This window comes from Pseudomonas sp. 2822-17 (assembly GCF_002742485.1).
GTDB lineage: Bacteria > Pseudomonadota > Gammaproteobacteria > Pseudomonadales > Pseudomonadaceae > Aquipseudomonas > Aquipseudomonas cyclaminis.
This window is the reverse complement of sequence record NZ_LJRZ01000740.1, coordinates 90,295-113,125: the sequence shown is the minus strand read 5'-3', so window position 1 is coordinate 113,125 and position 22,831 is coordinate 90,295. Positions and strand designations below refer to the sequence as shown.

The 22,831-nt window shown below is 60.2% G+C and carries 23 protein-coding genes; 11 read left to right on the top strand and 12 right to left on the bottom strand.

What is annotated here, in order from left to right:
* Positions 1-62: 62 nt before the first annotated feature.
* Both AOA60_RS26140 and AOA60_RS26135 read left to right on the top strand, forming a co-directional pair.
* The gene (locus AOA60_RS26140) at positions 63-548 is read left to right on the top strand and encodes a glutathione peroxidase (protein ID WP_099586796.1); all 486 of its coding nucleotides are present in this window, start codon (positions 63-65) and stop codon (positions 546-548) included.
* Positions 545-1,036 (top strand): MarR family winged helix-turn-helix transcriptional regulator, encoded by a 492-nt coding sequence (locus AOA60_RS26135; RefSeq protein ID WP_099586795.1) that lies wholly within the window; start codon positions 545-547, stop codon positions 1,034-1,036. The genes AOA60_RS26140 and AOA60_RS26135 overlap by 4 nt, the downstream gene beginning before the upstream one ends.
* On the opposite strand, the gene AOA60_RS26130 is transcribed toward AOA60_RS26135, so the two are convergent.
* Complete coding sequence (locus tag AOA60_RS26130; protein ID WP_099586794.1) at positions 990-3,299, bottom strand: response regulator; 2,310 nt, start codon at positions 3,297-3,299, stop codon at positions 990-992. The genes AOA60_RS26135 and AOA60_RS26130 overlap by 47 nt on opposite strands.
* A 163-nt stretch (positions 3,300-3,462) precedes the next feature.
* Here AOA60_RS26130 and AOA60_RS26125 point away from each other — a divergent pair, with 163 nt between their 5' ends.
* Together AOA60_RS26125 and AOA60_RS26120 are read left to right on the top strand one after the other, a co-directional pair.
* Positions 3,463-4,353 carry an ATP-binding protein gene (locus AOA60_RS26125; protein ID WP_099586793.1) on the top strand — a complete coding sequence of 297 codons (891 nt, stop codon included), beginning with the start codon at positions 3,463-3,465 and terminating at the stop codon, positions 4,351-4,353.
* A complete protein-coding gene (locus tag AOA60_RS26120) occupies positions 4,350-4,832 on the top strand; it encodes a GAF domain-containing protein (RefSeq protein ID WP_099586792.1) in 483 nt (160 codons plus the stop codon). The genes AOA60_RS26125 and AOA60_RS26120 overlap by 4 nt, the downstream gene beginning before the upstream one ends.
* Before the next feature lie 27 nt (positions 4,833-4,859).
* Here AOA60_RS26120 and AOA60_RS26115 read toward each other — a convergent pair whose 3' ends face one another.
* The 8 genes from AOA60_RS26115 to AOA60_RS26080 form a co-directional block, all read right to left on the bottom strand.
* Positions 4,860-8,495 carry a transporter substrate-binding domain-containing protein gene (locus AOA60_RS26115; protein ID WP_099586791.1) on the bottom strand — a complete coding sequence of 1,212 codons (3,636 nt, stop codon included), beginning with the start codon at positions 8,493-8,495 and terminating at the stop codon, positions 4,860-4,862.
* 8 nt (positions 8,496-8,503) lie between these two features.
* Positions 8,504-9,124 carry a response regulator transcription factor gene (locus AOA60_RS26110; protein WP_099586790.1) on the bottom strand — a complete coding sequence of 207 codons (621 nt, stop codon included), beginning with the start codon at positions 9,122-9,124 and terminating at the stop codon, positions 8,504-8,506.
* Positions 9,125-9,380: 256 nt separating this feature from the next.
* Entirely contained in the window at positions 9,381-9,776 is a 396-nt protein-coding gene (locus AOA60_RS26105; RefSeq protein WP_099586789.1) for a response regulator, read from the bottom strand.
* A gap of 171 nt (positions 9,777-9,947) precedes the next feature.
* Entirely contained in the window at positions 9,948-11,279 is a 1,332-nt protein-coding gene (locus AOA60_RS26100; protein ID WP_099586788.1) for a deoxyguanosinetriphosphate triphosphohydrolase, read from the bottom strand.
* A gap of 71 nt (positions 11,280-11,350) precedes the next feature.
* Positions 11,351-12,514, bottom strand: coding sequence for an EAL domain-containing protein (locus AOA60_RS26095; RefSeq protein WP_099586787.1), 1,164 nt, complete (start codon positions 12,512-12,514; stop codon positions 11,351-11,353).
* A gap of 94 nt (positions 12,515-12,608) precedes the next feature.
* Positions 12,609-12,950 (bottom strand): hypothetical protein, encoded by a 342-nt coding sequence (locus tag AOA60_RS26090; RefSeq protein ID WP_099586786.1) that lies wholly within the window; start codon positions 12,948-12,950, stop codon positions 12,609-12,611.
* A complete protein-coding gene (locus AOA60_RS26085) occupies positions 12,947-13,336 on the bottom strand; it encodes a phage holin family protein (RefSeq protein ID WP_099586785.1) in 390 nt (129 codons plus the stop codon). The genes AOA60_RS26090 and AOA60_RS26085 overlap by 4 nt, the downstream gene beginning before the upstream one ends.
* 2 nt (positions 13,337-13,338) lie before the next feature.
* Positions 13,339-13,653, bottom strand: a complete 315-nt coding sequence (locus tag AOA60_RS26080; RefSeq protein ID WP_032889079.1) for a YqjD family protein — start codon at positions 13,651-13,653, stop codon at positions 13,339-13,341.
* A gap of 346 nt (positions 13,654-13,999) precedes the next feature.
* Between AOA60_RS26080 and AOA60_RS26075 the strand changes: the two genes are divergently transcribed.
* Positions 14,000-15,208, top strand: coding sequence for an ammonium transporter (locus tag AOA60_RS26075; protein WP_099586838.1), 1,209 nt, complete (start codon positions 14,000-14,002; stop codon positions 15,206-15,208).
* On the opposite strand, the gene AOA60_RS26070 is transcribed toward AOA60_RS26075, so the two are convergent.
* Positions 15,195-16,928 (bottom strand): monovalent cation:proton antiporter-2 (CPA2) family protein, encoded by a 1,734-nt coding sequence (locus AOA60_RS26070; RefSeq protein WP_143522565.1) that lies wholly within the window; start codon positions 16,926-16,928, stop codon positions 15,195-15,197. The genes AOA60_RS26075 and AOA60_RS26070 overlap by 14 nt on opposite strands.
* Before the next feature lie 147 nt (positions 16,929-17,075).
* Here AOA60_RS26070 and AOA60_RS26065 point away from each other — a divergent pair, with 147 nt between their 5' ends.
* The 3 genes from AOA60_RS26065 to AOA60_RS26055 all read left to right on the top strand — a co-directional run bounded on the left by AOA60_RS26065 (position 17,076) and on the right by AOA60_RS26055 (position 18,686).
* A complete protein-coding gene (locus AOA60_RS26065) occupies positions 17,076-17,312 on the top strand; it encodes a glutaredoxin family protein (RefSeq protein ID WP_099586784.1) in 237 nt (78 codons plus the stop codon).
* Positions 17,313-17,386: 74 nt separating this feature from the next.
* Entirely contained in the window at positions 17,387-17,722 is a 336-nt protein-coding gene (locus AOA60_RS26060) for a transcriptional regulator (RefSeq protein ID WP_099586783.1), read from the top strand.
* A gap of 73 nt (positions 17,723-17,795) precedes the next feature.
* Entirely contained in the window at positions 17,796-18,686 is an 891-nt protein-coding gene (locus AOA60_RS26055; protein ID WP_099586836.1) for a pseudouridine synthase, read from the top strand.
* Between the two features lie 55 nt (positions 18,687-18,741).
* Here AOA60_RS26055 and AOA60_RS26050 read toward each other — a convergent pair whose 3' ends face one another.
* Complete coding sequence (locus tag AOA60_RS26050) at positions 18,742-18,963, bottom strand: YgdI/YgdR family lipoprotein (protein ID WP_010211805.1); 222 nt, start codon at positions 18,961-18,963, stop codon at positions 18,742-18,744.
* An 80-nt stretch (positions 18,964-19,043) separates the two neighbouring features.
* Positions 19,044-19,646, bottom strand: a complete 603-nt coding sequence (gene mobA, locus AOA60_RS26045) for a molybdenum cofactor guanylyltransferase MobA (protein WP_099586782.1) — start codon at positions 19,644-19,646, stop codon at positions 19,044-19,046.
* A gap of 76 nt (positions 19,647-19,722) precedes the next feature.
* Between mobA and moaB the strand changes: the two genes are divergently transcribed.
* From moaB to AOA60_RS26030, 3 genes are all read left to right on the top strand, one after another.
* Positions 19,723-20,262, top strand: coding sequence for a molybdenum cofactor biosynthesis protein B (moaB, locus tag AOA60_RS26040; RefSeq protein ID WP_099586781.1), 540 nt, complete (start codon positions 19,723-19,725; stop codon positions 20,260-20,262).
* The gene (glp, locus tag AOA60_RS26035; protein WP_099586780.1) at positions 20,246-21,472 is read left to right on the top strand and encodes a gephyrin-like molybdotransferase Glp; all 1,227 of its coding nucleotides are present in this window, start codon (positions 20,246-20,248) and stop codon (positions 21,470-21,472) included. The genes moaB and glp overlap by 17 nt, the downstream gene beginning before the upstream one ends.
* A gap of 102 nt (positions 21,473-21,574) precedes the next feature.
* A complete protein-coding gene (locus AOA60_RS26030) occupies positions 21,575-22,831 on the top strand; it encodes a hypothetical protein (RefSeq protein ID WP_143522564.1) in 1,257 nt (418 codons plus the stop codon).

The window sequence follows — 22,831 nt, the reverse complement described above, 5'->3', positions numbered from 1 at the left end:
GCACACAATTGAATCGCCTACTATCTTTCTCCTTCTTCTCCCCTTTTTCTTGAGGCACTGCCATGAGCGACAACCTGCTGAGCATCCCTTGCACCACCATCAAAGGTGAGCAAAAGACCTTGGCCGATTTCGCCGGCAAGGCCGTGCTGGTGGTCAACACTGCCAGCAAGTGCGGTTTCACCCCGCAGTACAAGGGGCTGGAACAGCTTTGGCAGCAATACAAGGATCAGGGCTTGGTGGTGCTGGGCTTTCCCTGCAACCAGTTCGGCAAGCAGGAGCCGGGTGACGAAGGTGCGATCTCAGAATTCTGCGAGCTGAATTTCGGTGTCAGCTTCCCGTTGTTCAAGAAGATCGACGTGAATGGCAGCGATGCCCATCCACTGTTCGTGCAACTGAAAAAACAGGCGCCGGGCCTGCTGGGTTCCAAAGGCATCAAGTGGAACTTCACCAAGTTCCTCATCGGTCGCGACGGCCAGGTGGTCAAGCGCTTTGGCCCCACCACCAAGCCGCAGGACCTGACCCAAGAGATCGAAGCCCTGCTCAAATGATCCAGCCGCCCGCCGTGTCCCTGGCCCTGGACAACCAGCTGTGTTTCAAGCTCTACGCTGCTTCCAGGGCTGTTACACGCGCCTATAAGCCGATGCTCGACCAATTGGGCCTGACCTATCCGCAATATGTGGTGATGCTGGTGTTGTGGGAGTGGCACGACACGCCAACGTCGCAACCAACAATCAAAGCCCTGGGCGAACGCCTGATGCTCGACTCGGGTACGTTGACGCCCTTGCTCAAGCGTCTGGAGCAACTTGCGCTGGTGCGGCGCCGGCGCAGTGCCCAGGATGAGCGGGAGGTTCACCTGAGCCTGAGTGACAGCGGCGTACAGCTGCGTGACCAGACCCTCGCCCTGAAAACCCGGCTGCTGTGCGCCAGTGGGGTTGACCTGAACCAGGCTGACGCCTTGCGTGACGGTCTGGATCAGTTGCTGGCGCAGATCAGAGCGTTGTCGTCCGAGGCACCCACAGGTCCAGCAGGGCATTGAGTTCTTCGCGGCGGAACGGTTTGGCCAGGTAGTCATTCATGCCCGCCGCACGGCACCGCTCGCGCTCCTCGGACAGCGCGTTGGCGGTCAACGCGACAATCGGCAGGTCCGGCCAGCGCCCGCTGCGGCGAATCTGTCGGCTGGCTTCATAGCCATCCATCACCGGCATGTTGCAGTCCATCAGCACCAGGTCGAAGGGTTGCTCTTCGAGGAGTTTGAGCGCTTCGCCGCCATGGGGCGCCACAATCACCTCGCAGCCCAGTTTGCTGAGCATGCCCTTGGCCACCAGTTGATTGACCGGGTTGTCCTCCACCAGCAGGATGCGCGCGCGATGCGCGAGGGGGGCGGCATCCAGCTGGATCGGATCAAGGATCAACTGCGTGCCTCTGTGCATGTTGCGCAGCAGGATCTGATACAGCGCGGTGCGGCTCAAAGGACGCGCCTGTTGGTGCAGGGGTACCAGCGCTGCCACTTCCTCGCTGGGCATGAAATTGCCATAGGCCGTCACCAGCAAAATGGGTGCGGTAATGCCCGGCCGTATGCGGAACAGGCATTCCGGGCAATCGGTAATCAGCAGGTCAGGCGTTTGCCCGCTCAAATCGTCATCCATGGTGAAACAACGCGGTGTCAGCCCCCAACTGGGCAGCAGTGTGGTGAGCAACTCCGTCAGGCCGCCGCCAGCGCTGGTGATGGCGATGACCTGGCCGCTCAACGGCGGCGGCTGCACGGCGGGCAAATGGGTGGGCAGTGGCAGGTCTGCGCAGAATTGGCTGCCAAAGCCCACCTCCGAGCTGATACTCAACCGTCCCTTCATGGCTTCACAGAGGTTGTGGGTCAGCGCCAGACCCAGGCCCGTCCCGCCAAACTGGCGAGTGATACCGGCACCGGCCTGGGTGAACGGTTGGAAGATCTTCACCTGGGCATCCTGCGCAATGCCGATGCCGGTATCGCAGACTTCAATACGCACGCCGCCGTCGTGGGTGTGCAGGCGCGCATCAACGCGACCGAAGCGTGTGAACTTGAGGGCGTTGGACAGTAAGTTGCTGACAATCTGCCGCACACGGGTCGGGTCGCCCAGTACCTGGGCCGGAAACTGCGGGTCGATCAGGCACGTCAGTTCCACGCTCGGCGCTGCGTTCTGTGACAACAGGTTCGCGGTGTCTTCGACCAGCGCGCCGAGGTCGAACGGGATGCGCTCCAGCTCCAACTGCCCGGCATCAAACTTGGACAGGTCGAGAATATCGTTGAGCAACTCCACCAGCACTTTGCCCGAGTCATGGGCGATAGACAGTTGCTGGCGTTGCTCGGCGTTCAACGGGCTGTCCAGCGACAGCGCGATCATGCCCAGCAGGCCGTTGAGCGGGGTGCGGATTTCGTGGCTCATGTTTGCGAGGAAAGCCGCCCGGGCCTGAGCCATGGCCAATGCATTCATCTTTGCCGCTTCGAGCTCATTGTTGGTCTGGGTCAGGCGCTGGTTGCTGGCCTTGAGTTCGAGGGTGCGAGCGGAGACGATGTCCTCCAGTTGCCCCAGGTATTCCGTCAATCGGTCTTCGGCGTGACGGCGTTGCTGGATTTCGGTTTCCATGTTTTCGAATTGCTGGTTGGCGACATTCACCAACACGCCGATTTCATCGTGCTCATGCCCCGGCGGGCAATCCAGGCGGGCCTGCTTGCGGGTGCTCAGTTCACGGATAATGCGCACCAGCGGTTGAGTCAGCATCACATAGAACAGGCCCAGCAGAATCCCGGTCAGCAGCAGGCTGCGGGCAAATCCGTTGAGCAGGGTGATCTCGGCGCGGCGTAGGAACCGGCTGCCAAAAGCGTAGGTGTCGACATCCAGACGTAGTACGCCCAGTGACTCGTTGGGCATGTGGCTCAGGAACAGTTGATCTTCGAACTGGCGGTTGGCGCCAAACATGAAGTCACTGATAGGCCGGTAAGTGCTTTCCTTGCGTGGCCGGTCGACATCGGCGAGTACCACGCCGTTGTTGTCGATCAACTGCGCGCGAATGATGGCTGGGGAGTGCAACAGGCCGCGGGTCAGCTCCTGGGCCAGTTCCGCATCGATGTTGTAGGCAATACGTGACGCCGGGTTATGGCTGATTTCGATCAGCGAGCGTATTTCACGGTTGATGGATGCGTCTTCACTGGCATAATCAATGCCGATTTGGATCAGGCTGAGCAAGGTTCCCAAGACGAAACCGACCAGCACAGTCAATCTGGCTTGTTTAAAAGACAAGCGGTGGGCGAATTTGATATCCATCGAGTGTTGAACCACTTCACGTTTCCCTTCGCCCGGCAAGCATAGCTGAACATCCACAGGCTCAGGCTTGCCCGGCATAAATCGTTTTTTACGCAGCCCCAAGCGGTCTGTCGCAGGGTTGCCAATACGCCATCTTTTACAAGAACTTGCCAGAGGAATAATCGTGGACTCTCGATTGAATGCCTTTCTGGAGCGGGCCGATGCAGTGCTCGCTCGTCTGGAACCCTTGTTGCCCGCGCCACGCCAAGCCATCGACTGGAACCATTGCCTGGCCGCCCGTTGGCAGCGTGAAGGCCGCAGTGGTTTCCTGTTGCCCCTGGATGTAAGCCTGGACATGCGCCTGTCCGACCTGATTGGCGTGGACAAGCAACGTGAAACACTGGCGCGCAACACTCAGCAGTTTCTGGATGGGCTGCCCGCCAACCATGCGTTGCTGTGGGGTTCGCGCGGTACCGGTAAATCGTCCATGGTGCGCGCGTTGCTCGCCCAGCATGCCGAGGCCGGTTTGCGCCTGATCGAAATCGAGCGTGACCACCTGGCCGACTTGCCCCGTGTGGTTGAGCAACTGCTCAAGCTGCCGCAGCGTTTCATCCTGTTTTGTGACGACCTGTCGTTCGAGGCCGGCGAGGGCGACTACCGGGTACTCAAGAGCGTACTGGATGGCTCCCTGGAACAGGCGCCTGAAAACGTGCTGCTGTATGCCACGTCCAACCGCCGTCACTTGGTGCCGGAAAACCAGAGCGACAACGACAACTGGAAGCGCGTGGATGGCGAACTGCACCCCAGTGAGGCGGTGGAAGACAAGATTGCCCTGTCCGACCGTTTTGGCTTGTGGCTGTCGTTTTACCCGTTCACCCAGGAGCATTTTCTGGATGTGGTCGAGCACTGGATCGGTGAGCTGGCGAACAAGGCGGGTTTGCAGTGGCAGCGCGATGAAGCCCTCGACATTCTGGCCGTGCGCTGGGCGACCGGGCGCGGCAACCGCAACGGCCGTTGCGCGTATCAATTCGCCCGTTATTGGGTGGGCCTCAAATTATTGGAGCGTCAACCATGATCGATTTACAACAAGCCGGCACCGGTCTCGGTGGCTATGCCCTGCTGTGTGCCCAGTTGGAGTCGCTGCTGGCGGATGAACGCGATTTCATTGCCAACAGCGCGCAGTTTTCCGCTTTTCTATTTAGCCAGTTGGATCACCTGAACTGGGCCGGCTTTTACCTTAACCGCAATGAAGAGCTGGTACTCGGCCCATTCCAGGGGCAGATCGCGTGTGTGCGTATTCCGTTTGGCCGAGGGGTCTGCGGTGCCGCTGCGGCCTCGCGGCAAACCCAACGGGTGGAAGATGTGCACGCGTTCCCCGGGCATATCGCTTGTGACAGCGCGTCCAACAGCGAACTGGTGGTGCCACTGGTCAAGGACGGCAAGTTGATTGGCGTCCTCGACCTCGATAGCCCCTTGCTGGCCCGCTTTACCCCTCAGGACCAGGCGGGAATCGAACATCTGGCGGCGATCTTCCTGCGCTTGACCGACTGCTGATCAAGCAGGGGGGCGTAGCACGCCCCCTTATTGACCCTCCATCCCGTCAAGCTGCACCTGCAGCATCCTCTCCATCTCCAGCATCAGCTTTTCCAGGGATTTCACACCCGCATTGATCAGGTGTCGTTCATCGCCGTGGGCACAGGTCTGTTCAAGGGCTTCGCAGTGCGAGGCCAGCGTACTGGCTTGAACGATGCGGGCAGCGCCCTTGATCTTGTGAGCCTGTTCGATGATGTTCTGGGCCGGGGCCTGCGCAGCCATCAGTGCGACCAACTCTTGGCGATCCTGACGGCTGCTTTTCAGTAGCTCTTCCAGCAAGCGACGGCTCATGTGCGGGTCGCCACCGGTAAGGTTCTCGAAATTGCCGAGGTCCAGGATCATGTGGGTGGGTTGCGGACTGATCTTTGCCAGTTGCCGTTCCAGCGCCGTGAGGCTAATGGGTTTGAACAGGCAGTCGTTCATGCCTGCTTCTGCGCAGCGATGCTTCTCCTCGGGCTGTGCATTGGCAGTGAAGCCCAGCACGACGCAGGGCTTCAGGTGTTCGCGTTGTTCATATTCGCGGATTGAGCGACTCAACTCGTAGCCGTTCATGATGGGCATGTTGCAATCGGCGATCACCAGATCGAAGTGCTCCTGGCGCCACGCCTGGAAACCGGTGGCCCCGTTCTGGGCGGCAGTGAACTGGTGGCCCAGGAAACCGAGTTGCTGACACATCAGCAAACGGTTCGCCGGGTGGTCGTCCACCACCAGCACATTGAGCACGGTCGCGCTTGCAGGCGCCTCGGATTTGAGTTCGTCCGCCGTCGTCACCGGTTGCAGGCGCGTCATCCTCAGGCTCACATGCACTTGGGTACCCACCATGGGCACGCTGCTCAGGCTCAGTTGCCCGCCCATCATGGCGCACAGGCTGCGACAGATCACCAGCCCCAGGCCTGCGCCGCTCCTGGCCAGTTGCCCGGAATTGTCGGCCTGGGCAAAGGGTTCGAACAGGCGTTTCTGGTCGTCCCGGCTGATACCGATGCCGGTGTCTTCCACCACCAGTTTCATCTCGACCTGTTGCGCCAGCTCAGTGGGTAAGACTTGTACCTTGATTTTTACCTGGCCACGCTCGGTGAACTTGATGGCATTGCTGACCAGGTTCGACAGCACCTGCTTGAAGCGCAGTGGGTCGATCAAGACTTCAGTGTCTTCAAGGTCTGGCGTGAACTCCAGCATCAGGCTGAGGCTCTTTTGACGCGCCAGGCCGTCGAAGACACGCACCACCGACTCGATCACTTCCCGCAGGTTGACGCGCTCCGGTGCCAGGCTCAGACGCCCGGATTCAATACGCGCAATGTCCAGGATGTCGCCGATCAGTTCCAGCAGATCCTTGGCTGAGTTATAGGCCACTTCGATGGCCGGGCGATCAAGGTGGCCCTGGTCCGCCCGCTTGAGGGTCAGTTCCAGCATGCCGATCACCGCGTTCATCGGTGTGCGGATTTCATGGCTCATGGTCGCGAGGAACGTGCTCTTGGCCCGGTTGGCTTCGTCGGCTCGTTCCTTGGCGGTACGAAGTTCGTCGAACAGCTGGCGTCGCTCACTGATGTCTATCCAGCCACCGATGATGCCCTGAACTTCACCGACCGAGTCACGGTACGGCAGGATCCAGTGGTAGATCGTGAGTTTTTTTCCGCGAATATGCAGGGGACGGTCCAGGATCATCGGTTTGCCTTCGGCCACCACGCGTTGATAGTCGGCATGGTATTGCGCCGCTTCCGTTGCAAGGGCTGTGCTGATCTGGACCGCACTTTTGCCTATCACGTCTTCGCGCTTGACGTCGAACACCTGCAGGTAGCTGTCATTGCAGGTCTGCAGCAGCCCCCTGCTATCACGTACATAGATCGGGTGCGGGGTTTCATTGACCAGTGCGCGCATGAACTCGAACTGATCATTGAGGGCGCGCTCGGCCATTTTCCGGTGACTGATCTGGCGGCGCATGTAAGCGTTCCAGCTCAGGGAAATCAGCAGCAGCAACCCGGTGCCGATGATGATGCGTGCAATGAGTTGGTGATAGTCACGCCAGTAACTGTCTGAGGCGGCGGTATAGCCGCGCCAACGACTGTTGATCACCCCCAGCTCATCCGGGGCGATGCTGAGCAGGGCTTTGTCGAGGATCGAGCTGAGTTCCGTGGCGCTGCGTGACGTCGCCAATCCAAAGGTGGCGGGCATGGTGCCAATGCTGAAGCTGATTTGAACCTTGTCCTGGAACATCTGCGAGGTCAGAAAGTAATTGGCGACCACCAGAGTATTCACTGCGCCCTCCACATGGCCTTGTACGAGCATCTCGGCTGACTTGAAGGTGTCACCGGCTTCTACCAGTTGAATCTTTGGGAACTGCTCGCGCAGGAATTTTTTCAGCGGGCTGCCCTGAGTGATTGCCAGGCGTTTGCCCTCCATTTCCTCCAGACCTGTGGGTGCCTGGCCGTCCTTGCGCGTCAGCATTACGTAGGAGTTTTCCAGGTAAGGGCGGCTGAAGTTGATTTGAGCCTCGCGTTCGACGCTCGGGATGATCGCCCCGATGATGTCCGCTTTGCCTGTCTCGACGTCTTCGATCATCGCGTTCACATCCCGCCCGCGCTGGATCTCGAAGCGCAGCCCGGTGCGCAGGCGAATCAGTTCCAGCAGGTCGGCGGTGACGCCGTGGAAATTGCCATCGGCATCGAAGAACGTCAGCGGCGCAAAGGTGGGGTTCACGATCACCTTGACCACCGGATTGTCTTTGAGCCAGCGTTCCTCGCGCTGCGTCAGTTGCAGCTTCTGGTCGGTCAACAGGATGTCGCTGCCGGCACTCCAGCGCTTGGCGATCGCTTCCCTTTCGGTGGTAGGCACGGCCCTCAGTGCTGCGTCGACGATGCTCAACAGGGTTTGCTGCTCCTGGGGCATCGCAAAGCTGAATCCATAGGCTTCATGTTTGCCGAAGTTCGCCATGCGGATGTTTTTCAGGTAGCCCTTGTTGATCATGTAGTGCGTGGAGATGGTATCGCCGAGAAAAACGTCAGCCTGGTCGAAAGCCACCGCATTCAACGCGTTCTGATAAGAGGGGTAGGCGCGGATGATCGCCTTGGGGTACAGCTTCTCCACCTCGCCCAGCGGCAGGTAGTGGTAGACCAGTGCCAGACGCATCCCGGCCAGTCCGTCGCTCAGGCTGCGGGTCTCGCCTTCGCGGGTCACCAGCACCGGCCGGTCTGCGGCATAGGGCTCAGACAGGGTCAGGTTGGGGTTTGCTGCTTCAAAACTGTTGGAGGAGCCCAGTAAATCGATATCCCCAGCTTCAAGGGCCCGAATGGCGGCTTCTCGGGAGGGGTAGCGCAATACCTTTATCGGTAAGGCCAATGCCGTGGCCAGGAGGCCGGCGTAGTCCGCGGTGAGTCCCTCGTAGTCGTGCCCGCTGGAGGTCAGGTCAAACGGCGGATAGTCCGGGTATGCCGTTCCCAGCACCAATTCCCGTTTGTTTTGGAGCCATTGGCGCTGGGCCTTGTTCAGGTGGGTTTCCAGTTGCATGGAGTTTGCGCGACTCAATAGGTCGAAATGTTCCGGGCTCGCTGGAGGGGTTGCAGGCACGGCAGTGCTGAAGCACAAACCGGCACTCAATATAATCAAATAGTCCTTTATACGGCTGGGCATCCGCTTTCTCACACTAGCGCGTTTCGTTTTGCCATCTCGATAAGTTCTACCAAAGACTTGGCTTGAAGTTTTTGCATTAACCTCTTTTTGTAGGTGCTTACTGTTTTGTTGCTCAGAAACATGCCTTTGGCGATTTCCTTGTTGGTGCGACCTTGTGCGAAAAGTTGCAATACCATTAACTCGCGATCGTTAACGGCCTTGAACAGTTCAAGCTCCTTGCCGCTTTCGTCATTGGTGTTCAAGGCCTGGCTGGGGAAGTAGTTGTAACCTGACAAGACGGCACGGATGGCACTCATCAGTTCACTCAGGTCGCCTTCCTTGCACACATAGCCATCGGCACCTGAACGCATGCAGCGTGTGGCAAACAGGGTGGGCGATTGAGCCGTCAGCACCAGGGTTTTCATCGAGGTGTTCATGGCGTTGAACCGGCACAGCACTTCCAGTCCATCGAGTTTCGGAATGCTGATGTCGAGGATGATCAGGTCCGGCATGCATTCGCGGACCATTTGGATGGCGTCGCACCCGTTATCCGTTTCGCCGACGACTTTGAAATTCTCTTCATGTTCCAACAACATTCGTATGGCGAGCCTTATAACCGGGTGGTCATCAATAATAAAAACTGTGTTCATGATCGTATTCCATGCGTGTGCAAATAAAGCGGGCACATTAGCTCAGAAGCTAAGGCAGGAGCATGAACTTGAAGGGGAGTAGGTATAAAACAGGAAAATTCCTACATCAAAAAAGGTAAAGGCCTACCGGCTGATAAGGCGTTGTAGGGCGAAAAGCCTATATTTCGCAGGGGCGTGAACTGAATCGTGGTGCCAGGGATTTTGCGGACGTTATGCGTGCAGTTTTCGACGGGTTTATATGTTTTAAGTCCTACATTTATAGTGTGAGTAATGGCAGGGTCAAACCTGCAAGTTCATCTTTGTTTAATGGCTTCGGCAAGTAGCCGAGCAACGGCAGGCCCCGTTTGAGCGCCAGGGCCTGCAGCGTTGAAAGTTCTGTCACGGGCAGCCCGCTGAGCAGGATGGCGGCCTTTATAAAGCCACGGCGGCTGGCGATTTCAATCAGTTCAAGCCCAGGCAGATCGGGCAGGCACTGATCGCACAGGATAATGTCGAAGGGCGCCTCGGCCTGCGTCATGAAGCGAATCGCCTGTTCGGCGTTTTCCGCCGGGGTCAGATGCTCAAAGCCGAAGCTTTTGAGCAGGCATTGGGTGGCGAGCAATTGAAAGGGGTGATCCTCTACCAACAGGATCCGAAGGGGGTACTTGGGCATAGAAGGCACACGGTGAGTCAAGCGTCGATGGGAGGCACGCAAGAACGGTTCGCCAGATTCGCCCGGAGCGTGCGCGATTATTCCTCGGGTGTTTGTGCGAATTCGATCAGGCCGCTCTGTTCCCGTCGTAGGGCGATTCTCTTCAGGGAACAGGCAACTTGATGCATGACGTTACTGAGGGCTTGAACGCCCGGTCATTTCCCGCGCCATCTCAGTGGCATAGCTGTCGGTCATGCCGGCGATAAAGTCGATCATGCGCAGGAACGAGGCGTGCAGTGGCCAAGCAGGATTCGGCGCATTGTTGCCCAGCAGATCGAGAATGCGCCGGTTCTTGAAGGACGGCGTACGCCCGCCATGCTGCTCCAATGCCGCGCCACAAAAGGCGTTCAGCAGTATTTCCAGCGTGGTGTAGGCGCCAATTTCATGCAAAGTCTTGCGTTTGTCCTGGAAGATCTTCTTGCGCGCCATGTCTTTGGCATCCAGCACGCAGCGTTTGGCCGGGCCGTGCATGTGCTCCACCAGATCGCCGGGCAGGGTGCCGGCCAGCAACGCATCCTGCTGTTCGACGAAGGCTCTGGCCGCCGCGTTGGTCAAATGCTCGATGGCCTTGCCGCGCAGGATCGCCAGCTTGCGTCGGCGCGAGTCCTGGGGGCCGAGTTGCCGATAGGTCTGCGGCAGGTCGTCGCCCACCAGATCAAGCAGCAGCGACTCGACTTCGGCGTATTCCAGCAGATCCATTTCCAGGCCGTCTTCCAGGTCGATCAGGGCGTAGCAGATGTCATCCGCGGCTTCCATCAGATAGACCAGTGGGTGACGGGCCCAGCGTTGTTCTTCGAGTTGTGGCAGGCCGAGCTTGTGGGCGATCTGTTCGAGAATCGGCAGCTCGCTCTGGTAGCAACCGAACTTGTGTTTCTTGTAGCCCAGAGCGTCGGCGTGGCGAGCGGTCCAGGGGTATTTCAGGTAAGTGCCCAGGGTGGCATACGTCAGCCGCGTACCGCCGTCGAACTGGTGGTATTCAAGCTGGGTCAGTACCCGGAAACCTTGGGCATTGCCTTCGAAATTGAGGAAGTCATTGCGCTCGGCGCTGCTCATGTCATCCAGCCAGCCGCGCCCGGCTGCCTGTTGGAACCAGTGGCGGATAGCGTCTTCCCCAGAATGCCCGAATGGCGGATTGCCGATGTCGTGGGCCAGACAGGCCGATTGCACCACCATGCCCAGATCACTCGGGTCGCACCAGTCGGGCAGGGCGCTGCGCAGGGTTTCGCCGACGCGCATGCCGAGGGAGCGGCCCACGCAACTGACTTCCAGGGAGTGGGTCAGGCGGGTGTGGATATGATCGTTGCTGGACACCGGGTGCACTTGGGTCTTGCGGCCCAGGCGGCGAAACGCGCCGGAGAAAATAATGCGGTCATGGTCTTTGTGAAAGGGGCTGCGGCCGAGTTCTTCCGGGCTGTGCAGGGGCTTTCCAAGCCGTTCGCGGGTAAGCAGGGTAGGCCAATCCAAGGCGGGTACTCTCCGTGCGGTGAATGACCCGCCCAGCTTCCCGGTTCCGCCCTGGCGGGGCAAGCGAAAATCTACAACCCGGCCGCGTCGATATCGATTAACAGCAAGCGCTGACCGTTATCGAAGAATTGTCCGGCGGTGAGGCAATACTGGTTGGTGGTGGCGTCGCGATAAGTCGAGGACAACGTCAGGCGCCGCTCGTCCCACCCTTCGGCCAGCAGGTGGTAGAAATACGGGCGCCACGACCAGTTGTGGCCCAGGTAACGGTTGTCGGCTTGCCAGGCGTCATGGCGCCATTCCAGGTTGGGCGTGAGCTGCGTGCCATGCCGGTCGCACTGATAAAAACGCAGCAGCCAGGGGAAATCCGGCAATTGCGGCAACTGGTCAAGCGGCGCCTGGCCCAGGGCCCAGCTTTGCAGGATTTTCATCAACTCGGTCAATTGCTGGCGCAGGTGCATGATGCGCCCACGCTCCGCCAGTTTCTGCTGGACGTATGTCGTGCGCAGTTGGGCAAAGCGCGGTACGAAAGCGTCGGCGGCAAACCAGTCCAACTGTGCCTGGGCAAACAGATAGCCTTGTACATAGCGCGAGCCGCATTCCAGGGCAAAGCTCAGTTGTGCCTCGGTTTCCACGCCTTCGGCAATGATCCAGCAGCCGGTTTTTTCCGCCATCTGAGCCAGTGCCCGCACCACATCACTGCTCGGCCCGCCCTTGGCGGCTTCCTGGAACAGGCGCATGTCCAGCTTGAGGATATCCGGCTGCAACGCCAGTACCCGGTCTAGCTGGGAGTAGCCCGCGCCGAAGTCATCAATCGCGATGCGCGCACCGGCCTGGCGATATCGCGCGACCACATCGGCCAGGCGCTGGATATCACCGCCCAGTTCAGTGATCTCGAACACGATGCGCTGCGGGTCAACCCCATGGGCGTGGATTTGTTTCAGACTCGGCAGGGCCTGGCCCGGACGCAATCGGTTGATCCAGCGCGGCGAGATGTTGAGGCTCAGAAACCAGTCTTGGGGCGCTTCATGCAGGCGGCTCAAGGCATTGTCGCGCAGCTGCCGGTCGAGGCGGCGCAAGGTCGTGCCTGGCGTGCGCGGGTCGGCGAACAACGGGCCCACGGACTGCAAGCTGCCGTCGGCCTGGCGCAGGCGTCCCAGTGCCTCTACGCCGGCAATGCGTCCGGTGGCAGTGTCGATAAACGGCTGGAAGCAGGCGAGCGGTTGCCCGTCAATCACAGGGCCTCCTTATGGGAGATAGCGAAAAAAGAGGCCCGGCCTTCAATGACGAAGGCCGGGCCGATTCTGTTTGCAAGAATGCAGCCAGCAGGGCTTATCCTTTGCGTGAAGTCCCCGCCATCGCCAATTTGATCAGAGGGATCAAACCGGCGCCCAGCCGCACCAGTCGGGTGATGCTGCTGATACTGCCGCCCTTGGCCCCCTTGCCGGTAAAGAAACCCATCAGCGTCACCGCCGCCACGCCCCACAGCGGCGCGTGCTTGATACCCAGGCTGTCCTGCCAGTTGTGGCGCATGTCGCGCACTTTGTGCAGCGGTGCCATCAATTGTTGGGACTCGTGACGGATTTCCTGGCGGTGCATTTCCATGCGCAGGCGGATCAGTGCCTTGCGCATTTCCCGACGGGAAGTGTTGTGCGGGATCTCAGTCAGGCTCATGGCAGCAGGCGCTCCCGATCATTGGCCAGCTCTTCAAGCGTGGCGTGGAAGGGCGTGGATTCATCGAACACCGCAGCTTTCAAGCGCACCCCGCAGAACGCGGCGGCCAGGCTGTAGAACACGCAGAGGCAGATGATGCCGGTCAGACGGTAGCCGGTGTCCCAGACGAGGATCATCACCAGTGTCGACAACCCCACCAGCAATAACAGGGCAAACACCAAGGCCAGACCGGCAAACAGCAGCAGGCTGACGGTGCGTGCTTTCTGCTCCTGCAATTCGATGCCGAACAGTTCGACGTGGCTGTGCAGCAAGCCTAGAACGGCCGCGCCCAGGCGTCGTGAGGTAGAACTTGCGCCCGTAGCCGAGCCGCTTTCGCCGATAGACATGATTAGCGCCTTGTAGCTAGCAGGCCGATCAAAAAGCCCACGCCGGCCGCGATACCCACCGACTGCCAAGGGTTGGCTTGTACGTAATCTTCCGTAGCAGTAACCGCCGCCTGACCGCGCTCGCGCAAGGAATCTTCGGTCAGTTGCAGGGTTTCGCGGGCCTTGAGCAGGCTTTCATGAATCTTGCTGCGCAGCTCGTCGGCCTGGTCGCCGGCCAGGATCGCCGTGTCATCCAGCAGTTTTTCGGTGTCACTGACCAGGGTTTGAAAATCCGCCATCAGTATTTCCTGGGCTGTCTGTGCTGTTTTTCTGGCCATGGTTATCTCCGTGATTGGCTGATCGGTACGTGTGGTTTCGAGTCACCCGCATCGGTGAAGGTTCAGTGCAATTGTGTGGTACAGCTTTTGCTTTGCCATGGTGCGCATGCACGAGTGCCTGCGCTGAATCTGGGCGGTAAGGCCTCAAGCCATCAAAAACCTTACCCTAAATAACTGAAACTCGCGGAAAAACCCTGTCGGCAACGGCCTGTTGTGTTGAACGCTGCGCTAAAGCGGTTCACGCCCTCTCAAGAGGGGTGGAGCCGGCGGTGCCAATTTAGTGCGCGCAATCGTGGCCTGAACCGCTTTGGTGCTTTTTGCCTTTAATGCAGGCCTGCCAACCTCCATGGAAAATTTGCAAAGTGCGGTGGACACCCTGGTCCACAGCTCAAACACCCTGTTTATCCTGATCGGCGCGGTCATGGTGCTGGCCATGCACGCCGGCTTCGCTTTCCTGGAAGTCGGCACGGTACGCCAGAAAAACCAGGTCAATGCACTGTCGAAGATCCTCAGCGACTTCGCCATCTCCACCCTGGTCTATTTCTTTATAGGCTATTGGATCTCCTACGGCGTGAGCTTCATGCAACCGGCGGCGGTGATCAGCGCCGACCACGGTTATGGCCTGGTGAAGTTCTTCTTCCTGCTGACATTTGCGGCGGCAATCCCGGCGATTATCTCCGGCGGCATTGCCGAGCGTGCAAAGTTCGCTCCGCAGTTGTGCGCCACCGCATTGATCGTGGCGTTTATCTACCCGTTTTTCGAAGGCATGGTCTGGAACGGCAATTTCGGCCTGCAAGCCTGGTTGCTTGCGACCTTTGGTGCCAGCTTCCATGACTTTGCCGGCTCCGTGGTGGTACACGCCATGGGCGGCTGGCTGGCGTTGGCGGCGGTATTGCTGCTCGGCCCGCGTAACGGGCGCTACAGGGAAGGGCGCCTGGTTGCATTTGCACCGTCGAGCATTCCGTTCCTGGCGCTCGGGTCGTGGATTCTCATCGTCGGCTGGTTCGGCTTTAACGTGATGAGCGCGCAAACCCTCAACGGCGTCAGCGGCCTGGTGGCGGTCAACTCGTTGATGGCGATGGTCGGTGGCACAGTGGCTGCGTTGGTGATCGGTCGTAACGACCCAGGCTTCCTGCATAACGGCCCGCTCGCCGGGCTGGTGGCGATCTGCGCCGGGTCCGACTTGATGCACCCGGTGGGCGCGCTGGTCACTGGGGTAGTCGCCGGTGGGCTGTTTGTGTGGTGCTTCATCGCCGCCCAGGATCGCTGGAAGATTGACGACGTGCTGGGTGTGTGGCCGCTGCATGGCCTGTGCGGTGTGTGGGGCGGGATTGCCTGCGGCATCTTTGGCCAGACGGCGTTGGGCGGCCTGGGCGGCGTGAGCCTGATCAGCCAGTTGATCGGCACCGGCCTCGGCGTGGCGGTTGCATTTGGCGGAGGCCTGTTGGTGTACGGCGGGATCAAGCGCGTCGGCGGCCTGCGCCTGAGCCAGGAGCAGGAGTACTACGGCGCGGATCTGTCGATCCACAAGATCGGCGCGGTCAGTCAGGATTGATCGGCGCGTCGTCGCTGTTCGGCGGCGTGTAAAAGCCGTGGAGCAGTCGATAGCGGTTATGCCGCACTTCATCGACCCGCGCCTGCACCTGTTGGTCCGGCAGGCCCAGCAGGATCAAGGCGTGGGAGGCAAGCATCAGGCTCGACTCCAATAGCTCGGGCACCACTTCGCTGGCGCCCGCAGCTTTCAACTCGGCCCACTGGCTGTCATCGCGGGTACGCACCAGGATCGGCACATCGGGGTTGATGCGACGTGCCTCCTTCAGTACCACCAGGGCGACATCGCTGTTGTCCACGGCAATCACCACCAACCGCGCGCGCTCCAGCCCCACTGCACTGAGCAAGGCGCCGCGACGGCAGTCGCCGTAATGCACGCTGCTGTCTTCGGTGGCGGTTTCCTGTACCCGTTCCGGGTCGTCATCCAGGGCGATAAACGTTTGTTGTTCGTGGCGCAGAAAACGCCCGATGGACTGCCCGACGCGGCCGTAGCCACAGATCACCGCGTGGTCGCGCAGCTCGGCATTGAGCGCGGTGATTTCTTCCAGTTGCACTTGCTGGTTGGGCTTGCGGTGCAGGCGCAGGGCAATTGCCGGTGCGGCACGCAACAGCAGTGGCGTCAGCAGCATTGAGCAAAACGTGGCGGCGAGCAGCAGGCCATTGAATTGATCCGGGATCAGCCGGCTTTGCTGCATTTGCGCCATCAGTGCAAAACAGAACTCACCGCCTTGGGCGAGGGCCAGGCCGCTGCGCCAGGCTGTTTCGCTGTCGCTGCCGCGCAGCTTGACCAGCACCGCCACCACGCAACCTTTAACCAGCATCAGTGTAAGCGTCAGGCCAAGGATCAGCAGGCTGTGGCTGATGAACAACTGCAGGTCAATCAACATGCCGATGCTGACGAAAAACAGCCCCAGCAGGATGTCGCGAAACGGGCGGATATCCGCTTCGATCTGGTGACGGTAATGGCTCTCTCCCAGCAGCATACCGGCCAGGAACGCACCGAGGGCCGGGGACAGGCCAAGCAAGTGGGTGAGCCAGGCGGTCAGCAACACGATCACCAGCGCCAGCAGCACAAACAGTTCTGCCGAATGGGACGCGGCGACCTCACGGAACAGGCGCGGCAACAACCAGCGACTGGCCAGCAGCAGGCCAACAAACAGCACCACGGTTTTGCCCAGGGTCAGCGGCAGCGCCCAGTACCAGGCGTGGTCGCTGCTGCCGGCAAACACCGGCACCAGGGTCAGCAGCAAAACGGCGACCACGTCCTGGAACAGCAGTACGCCAATCGCATTCTGCCCATGGCTGCTGAAGATTTCCCCAAGGCTGCCCAGCTCTTTACTGACGATCGCCGTGGAGGACAACGCCAGCCCCGCCCCCAGCAGCAAGGCGATGCCGGGCGCCACGCCAAAGCCCATCAACACGCCCCCCAACAGCGCACTGCACCCCAGCACCTGCAAACTACCCAGGCCAAACACCACGCGGCGCAGGGCGAGCATCTTGGTCAGGGAGAACTCCAGGCCCAGGGAAAACAGCAGGAACACCACGCCAAGCTCGGCGAGGTCGGGCAGCTCTTCGCTGTCGTTCACCCAGTCCAGCGCCGTAGGCCCCACCGCCAGGCCCACGCACAGGTAGCCCAGCACGGGCGGCAGTTGCAGCCGGCGAAACAGCGCAATCACCACCAGGGATGAGGCCAGAATGATCAGCAGGTTGGCGAACACAAGCATCTCCGTTGCAGGGTGAGCGGGCAAAAAGCCGCGAGAATCGCTGAATCAGTTATAGGCCATGCTGATCTGGATCAGGGTTTATCGGCTCGCCACCAGTACTGAGCAGGCCTAGAATGTTGATCTGTTTTCTGATCAGGTCCTTTCGTCATGCTTCCTGAATGCCAGCTGTTCGGCACCCTGGGTTGCCATCTTTGTGAGATTGCCGAAGCCGAAATCATGCCGCTCGTCGAACACGGGTTGCTGGTGGAACTGGTGGATATCACCGATCCCGCTGACCTCACCGAAGCCTACGGCCTGCGGATTCCGGTGCTCAGACGGGTGGACACCGGTGCCGAACTGGATTGGCCTTTCGACACTGAGCAGGTTGTCGCCTTCTTGCGCTGACGCTTCTGCGATGGCGGGTTTCCAATTATTACGTTACTGTATGTTTGTACAGCGATTGAATAGAGGGAACGCCCGTGGTGAATGTTGAACAACTGAAAAGCAGCGTCAATCGCATGTCCGCCGACGTCGTGCGCGACGCGGTGAACGAGCTGCGCCTCGATGGCCTGGTCACGGAAGGCAAGACGCCCTTTAACAAAGTGCATTTCAATACCTGCTTCGCGGAGATCGAAGCGTTGTTCCAGCGCGCCGGTTACCACAAGCAACTGGACGTGGTGGGTTATCAGGGGCTGCTTTACGCCTTGTACGATCCGGGCCGCTGGGACGCGGTGGATGTGCTGCGCTGGCTGAAGGAGTTCACCGACGCGGCCAGTGCGTCGCCTGTCCTGCGGGCGCAATTGGCCAAAGCCTGAGATCCGCCCTAGGCTGAGTCCCGCTTCATGCGGGATAATGCCCGCCGGTTTTTTCAAGGCTTCGAGCATCGGCATGTCCACTTCCGGTTTTTCCGCGTCCCAACATCAAGCCAGCACCCTGTACCTGCCGCCTGGCCCTTGGGCGACCGTGCTCGATTGCCTGTGCGGGCACTTCCCGGCGATCAGCCGTGAACACTGGTTGGACCGCATCGGCCGTGGGCGGGTGTTGGATATCAACGGCAGCCCCATCCAGCTGGACCTGGCCTACAAGGAAGGTCTGTGCATTTACTACTTCCGTGAAGTACCGAACGAAAAGGTGATCCCGGCGCAGGAAACCATCCTGTATGCCGACGAGCATCTGGTGGTGGCGGATAAACCGCACTTCCTGCCTGTGACCCCGGCCGGCGAGTACGTCGAGCAAACCCTGCTGCGCCGCCTGATTCGCTGCCTGGATAATCCCTCACTGGTGCCCTTGCACCGTATCGACCGGCACACGGCGGGGCTGGTACTGTTCTCGGCCAACCCCGCCAGCCGCTCGGCCTATCAGCAGCTGTTTCCCACACGCCAGATCGATAAGTTCTACGAAGCCATTGCACCAGCGTTGCCTGACCTGAGCTTTCCCAGGGTGCATAAAAGCCGACTGGTCGATGGCGAGCCGTTCTTTCGCATGCAGGAAGGCCCTGGCACCGCCAACACCGAAACGGCGGTGGAGGTGCGCGAGAAAAACGGCGATCTGTGGCGCTACGGCCTGTTCCCGGTGACCGGCAAGAAGCACCAGTTGCGTGTGCACATGAGCGCCCTCGGCGCGAGTATTTGCAACGACCCGTTCTACCCCGACGTGATCAAGGACGCGGTAGACGACTACGCCAACCCCCTCAAACTGCTCGCCCAAGGGGTGCGGTTCATCGACCCGGTTACGGGTGAAGAACGCAGTTTCCGCAGCCAGATCACCCTCGACTGGTAACCGCCAGAAACGACAAGGCCCGCGCGAGGCGGGCCTTGTTGGCAAACGCTAAGATTTACAGGTCTTTTACGGTGCGAACCTGATCTTTATTGATGCGGGTGCGCTTGCCGTCAAGTTGTTCGAATTCGTAGAAACCCGAATCTTCGTTGTATTTCGGGGTGTCGACGGCCTGGATTTCGCGACCGTCATTCAGTGTGATCACTGTTGGCGAAGCGCAACCGGCGAGGGTGGCGAGGCCCAGTGCAAGCATGAGAGCGGCGATGGTCCGTTGAGTCATGGGTTTGTCTCCGAGAGAATACTTTTTGATTGCTGACCTTGAGACGTGTAAGACGTCGCCAAAGTTCCTTGTGCGAAATTTCATTCTGACACGTCAGCGCTCGGCTTTAACAGCTCGGGCGTATTAAGGTTTGCCAAGCGCGGGTCATCTGCCGGGCACGCCAGGCCCACGCCGCCCAACTGCAGGAAGATCTTGCGCGGGCTGCGCTCACCCGTGTTCCAGGCCCGTTCTACCTCGGTTTTGAGGTGGGTGGGGATGATGCAGATCAAGGGTTCCCAGAATGCGCCGTGACGCACCATCACGGGCACCAATGGGTTTTGCCGCGCGGTCTCGCGCAGGTCGGCCAGTAGTCGTGTGTCGATATTCGGCACATCGCACGGCAATATCAGCAGGTGCTCATGGCGCGCTACGGCGAGCCCGGCGCGGATACCTGCGAGGGGGCCCGGGAAGTCCGGGCTGTCGTCACTCACCAGCGTATCGGCATAGGGCGCGTAGCGGTCCTGGTTGCGGTTGCACGAGATGATCAGGTCATCCGTCAGTGGCCGCACCAGGCCTTGCAGATGGGCGATCAAGGGCTGGCCGCGCCACGCCAGCAGGCCCTTGTCCTGGCCGCCCATGCGCTGGCCGCGTCCACCTGACAACAGCAGAATCGAGCAGGGCAGGGGCGAAGAATCTAACGACATAGGGGTTCCGCTACGGCAGGTAAACAGGGGCCTGTGATATAACACCGGGCTGTTCCTTCGACAACCGGACCGTGCCATGAAAGCCAAGGCAGATGCGCCCTTCGTACCCCTGAACATTGCTGTATTGACCGTCAGCGACACCCGCAACCTCGAAACCGATACCTCCGGCCAGGTCTTCGTTGACCGACTGACAGCCGCCGGCCATAACCTGGCCGAGCGCGTGCTGCTCAAGGATGACCTCTACAAAATTCGCGCCCAGGTCGCCCACTGGATCGCCGAAGACGTGGTGCAGGTTGTGCTGATCACCGGCGGCACCGGCTTCACCGGCCGTGACAGCACCCCCGAGGCGGTGAGCTGCCTGCTGGACAAGCAGGTCGACGGTTTCGGCGAACTGTTCCGCCAGATTTCCGTGGCCGACATCGGCACGTCCACTGTGCAGTCCCGTGCCCTGGCCGGTCTGGCCAATGGCACCCTGGTGTGCTGCCTGCCGGGCTCTACCAATGCGGTGCGTACCGGCTGGGACGGCATCCTCGCCGAGCAACTGGACAACCGTCACCGCCCATGCAACTTCGTCCCGCACCTGAAACAGGCCGAACCCTGTGAATCCCGTGGGTAAGCCCGGCAAGACCGGCGCGCTGCTGCCGGTAGAGGACGCTTTGGCCCAACTGCTGGCCATGGCCGACGCCGCGCCGATCCGTGAGCAGGATGCCCTGCTGCTGGCGGAGTGCGACGGCCGTGTACTGGCGCAAGACTTGATCTCAACCCTCGACCTGCCGCCCTGGCCAAACAGTGCCATGGACGGTTATGCCGTGCGCCTGGCGGATTGGACCGGCGAACCGCTGGTGGTCAGCCAACGCATTTTTGCAGGCCAGGCGCCACAACCCCTGGCCGCCGGCACCTGCGCCCGCATCTTCACCGGCGCCCCGGTACCGGAAGGGGCAGACTGCGTGGAAATGCAGGAGAACGCCGTGGTCCACGCCGATGAGCGCGTGAGCTTCACCGAGCCCCTGCACCTCGACCAGAACATCCGTCCCCAGGGCCAGGAAACTAGCGTAGGCGAGTTGGTATTGTCGGCCGGCACGCGTCTGGGCCCGATTGAACTGGGACTGGCGGCGTCCCTCGGCCATGATCGCTTGGCGGTGATACGTCGCCCGCGCGTGGCGGTGTTGTCGACCGGCGATGAATTGATCGAACCCGGCTTACCGCTCGGGCCGGGGCAGATCTACAACAGTAACCGACGCGTGCTGTGCTCATGGCTTACGCGCATGGGGTGCGAAGTGATTGACGCTGGCATCCTGCCTGACGACCTGGAGCAAACCCGCGCGCGCCTGGGCGGTTTGGGCCGTGTCGACTTGATCCTGTCCACGGGCGGTGTGTCGGTGGGCGAGGCGGACTTCCTTGGGATCGCCCTGCGTGAAGAGGGTGAGCTGGCGTTGTGGAAACTCGCGATCAAACCGGGCAAGCCGCTGACCTTTGGCCACTTCCGTGGCGTGCCGGTGATCGGCCTGCCCGGCAACCCGGCGTCGACGCTGGTCACGTTCGCACTGCTGGCACGCCCTTATCTGCTGCGCCGCCAAGGGGTGCAAGACGTCGAGCCGCTGCGCTTTGAAGTGCCGGTAGGGTTCGAGTGGCCCAAGCCAGGCAACCGCCGCGAATACCTGCGCGGTCGCGTCGAGCAAGGCAAAGCGATCATCTACCGCAACCAGAGCTCCGGTGTGCTGCGCAGTGCGGCGTGGGCAGAAGGGTTTGTGGAGGTGTTGGAAGGCACGACGCTGGCTATCGGCGATCGGGTCAACTTCATTCCGTTGAGTGAGGTATTTGGCTGACACACAATTCACCGGTGGCGGGGGCACAGTCAAGATAAGTCCTATGAGCCATCCAGAACGGGCAGGTTAATTTTCTGAGTCTTGGTTACTGGAGGCCTGACGATGACTATCCAACCTGCTACTTCCGCTCCTGGCGTGGCGGCACCCGCTCTCGCCGAACCCGGCTTGCCCACTGCAGCGTCGATCAATTCAAGCACTGCACGTGGGGTTTTGAATCAACTGATCGGCACGCCGCTTTCCGAGAATACTTATCGGGAGCGGCTTGCCTGCATGATCGCCGATCCGAGCATTACCTCCTGGCAGGCGCTGACGCGTGATCCTGGGCAGTTGCAACGATTGCAGGACAATGAGCGGCTGCGGTGGGCCGACCCGGCTGCGGCTGACAAAACCTTGCCGACACTGGCGCAGGCCCTGGGCAAGAAAAATGTCTGGCTGCCCGAGGTGGACAGCCTCAATGCCAACATTCTGAAGAACCTGACTACACAGGTGGCAGAAAAATACCTGACGCAATTCCAGTCCATTCTTCAAGACCCGGCACCGGCCTTGTCGCAGGATGTCTCGATAGTTCGGGGTGCGCCATCAGCGGGTAAAACCACCTTTCTCACCGGCCAGTTCGCGCTCAACACCGATGTTGTCAAGAACATGATCCAAAACCGTATGCCCGGCACGAGCATGTTGCAGGTGCATGACCAGGGCGCGGCGTTGGTTCAGCAGTTCATGAGCCCCATGGAAAAGCGCCTGGGGCAGCCACTGACGCGGGATGCGTTGTACCTGTGGCCAAACGATTTCAACCAGAAAATCGCCGATATCGCACGCTTGAGCCAGGAACCCAAGTTGCATTTCCACGATATCCAGGTGGACCTCGCGACCTTGTGCTGTCGGATTCTCAAGCGCGGCACCGATGAGGCGGTGATGGACTTCAATGTCCTGAGCCAGTTTTTCAGTGCCGGTCTGGAGCATCGTGGCCCGAGTATCGAGTCGGTCAAGAACAGTCAGGACAGGCTTAAGGAGTATTCACTGTCGGCCTGGAACGGTCAGCAGAATGTGCTCGTTGCTCAACGCGCACCCGGTGCCAAGGATTTTGTGATCAAGGATCAAGCCCAGTTCGATAAGGTCACTGCCCGGGATAGCCGTTCCGTACAGGCAGAGGTAGAGAGTGTTCGCAACACCGTGATTGACGCGCCGTTCATCGAGGCCTTCACCGCGCCACTTCCGCCTGCGCAGGCGAGTGCGTTTGGTGCGGCATTGCGGCGGTATGAGGGGCAGACGTTCGAGCAGGCGTTGAAACAGCACGCTCAGCGCAAGCCGGTTACCACCTCGGTAGCGGCCCGCGTATTGGCCAGTGTGGTGCCGGGCTGA

Coding starts and splice junctions, on each gene's coding strand:
- AOA60_RS26140 (WP_099586796.1), top strand. CDS start 63: ATGAGCGACAACCTGCTGAGCATCCCTTGCACCACCATCAAAGGTGAG.
- AOA60_RS26135 (WP_099586795.1), top strand. CDS start 545: ATGATCCAGCCGCCCGCCGTGTCCCTGGCCCTGGACAACCAGCTGTGT.
- AOA60_RS26130 (WP_099586794.1), bottom strand. CDS start 3,299: ATGGATATCAAATTCGCCCACCGCTTGTCTTTTAAACAAGCCAGATTG.
- AOA60_RS26120 (WP_099586792.1), top strand. CDS start 4,350: ATGATCGATTTACAACAAGCCGGCACCGGTCTCGGTGGCTATGCCCTG.
- AOA60_RS26115 (WP_099586791.1), bottom strand. CDS start 8,495: ATGCCCAGCCGTATAAAGGACTATTTGATTATATTGAGTGCCGGTTTG.
- AOA60_RS26110 (WP_099586790.1), bottom strand. CDS start 9,124: ATGAACACAGTTTTTATTATTGATGACCACCCGGTTATAAGGCTCGCC.
- AOA60_RS26105 (WP_099586789.1), bottom strand. CDS start 9,776: ATGCCCAAGTACCCCCTTCGGATCCTGTTGGTAGAGGATCACCCCTTT.
- AOA60_RS26090 (WP_099586786.1), bottom strand. CDS start 12,950: ATGAGCCTGACTGAGATCCCGCACAACACTTCCCGTCGGGAAATGCGC.
- AOA60_RS26085 (WP_099586785.1), bottom strand. CDS start 13,336: ATGTCTATCGGCGAAAGCGGCTCGGCTACGGGCGCAAGTTCTACCTCA.
- AOA60_RS26080 (WP_032889079.1), bottom strand. CDS start 13,653: ATGGCCAGAAAAACAGCACAGACAGCCCAGGAAATACTGATGGCGGAT.
- AOA60_RS26075 (WP_099586838.1), top strand. CDS start 14,000: ATGGAAAATTTGCAAAGTGCGGTGGACACCCTGGTCCACAGCTCAAAC.
- AOA60_RS26070 (WP_143522565.1), bottom strand. CDS start 16,928: ATGCTTGTGTTCGCCAACCTGCTGATCATTCTGGCCTCATCCCTGGTG.
- AOA60_RS26065 (WP_099586784.1), top strand. CDS start 17,076: ATGCTTCCTGAATGCCAGCTGTTCGGCACCCTGGGTTGCCATCTTTGT.
- AOA60_RS26055 (WP_099586836.1), top strand. CDS start 17,796: ATGTCCACTTCCGGTTTTTCCGCGTCCCAACATCAAGCCAGCACCCTG.
- AOA60_RS26050 (WP_010211805.1), bottom strand. CDS start 18,963: ATGACTCAACGGACCATCGCCGCTCTCATGCTTGCACTGGGCCTCGCC.
- mobA (WP_099586782.1), bottom strand. CDS start 19,646: ATGTCGTTAGATTCTTCGCCCCTGCCCTGCTCGATTCTGCTGTTGTCA.
- moaB (WP_099586781.1), top strand. CDS start 19,723: ATGAAAGCCAAGGCAGATGCGCCCTTCGTACCCCTGAACATTGCTGTA.
- AOA60_RS26030 (WP_143522564.1), top strand. CDS start 21,575: ATGACTATCCAACCTGCTACTTCCGCTCCTGGCGTGGCGGCACCCGCT.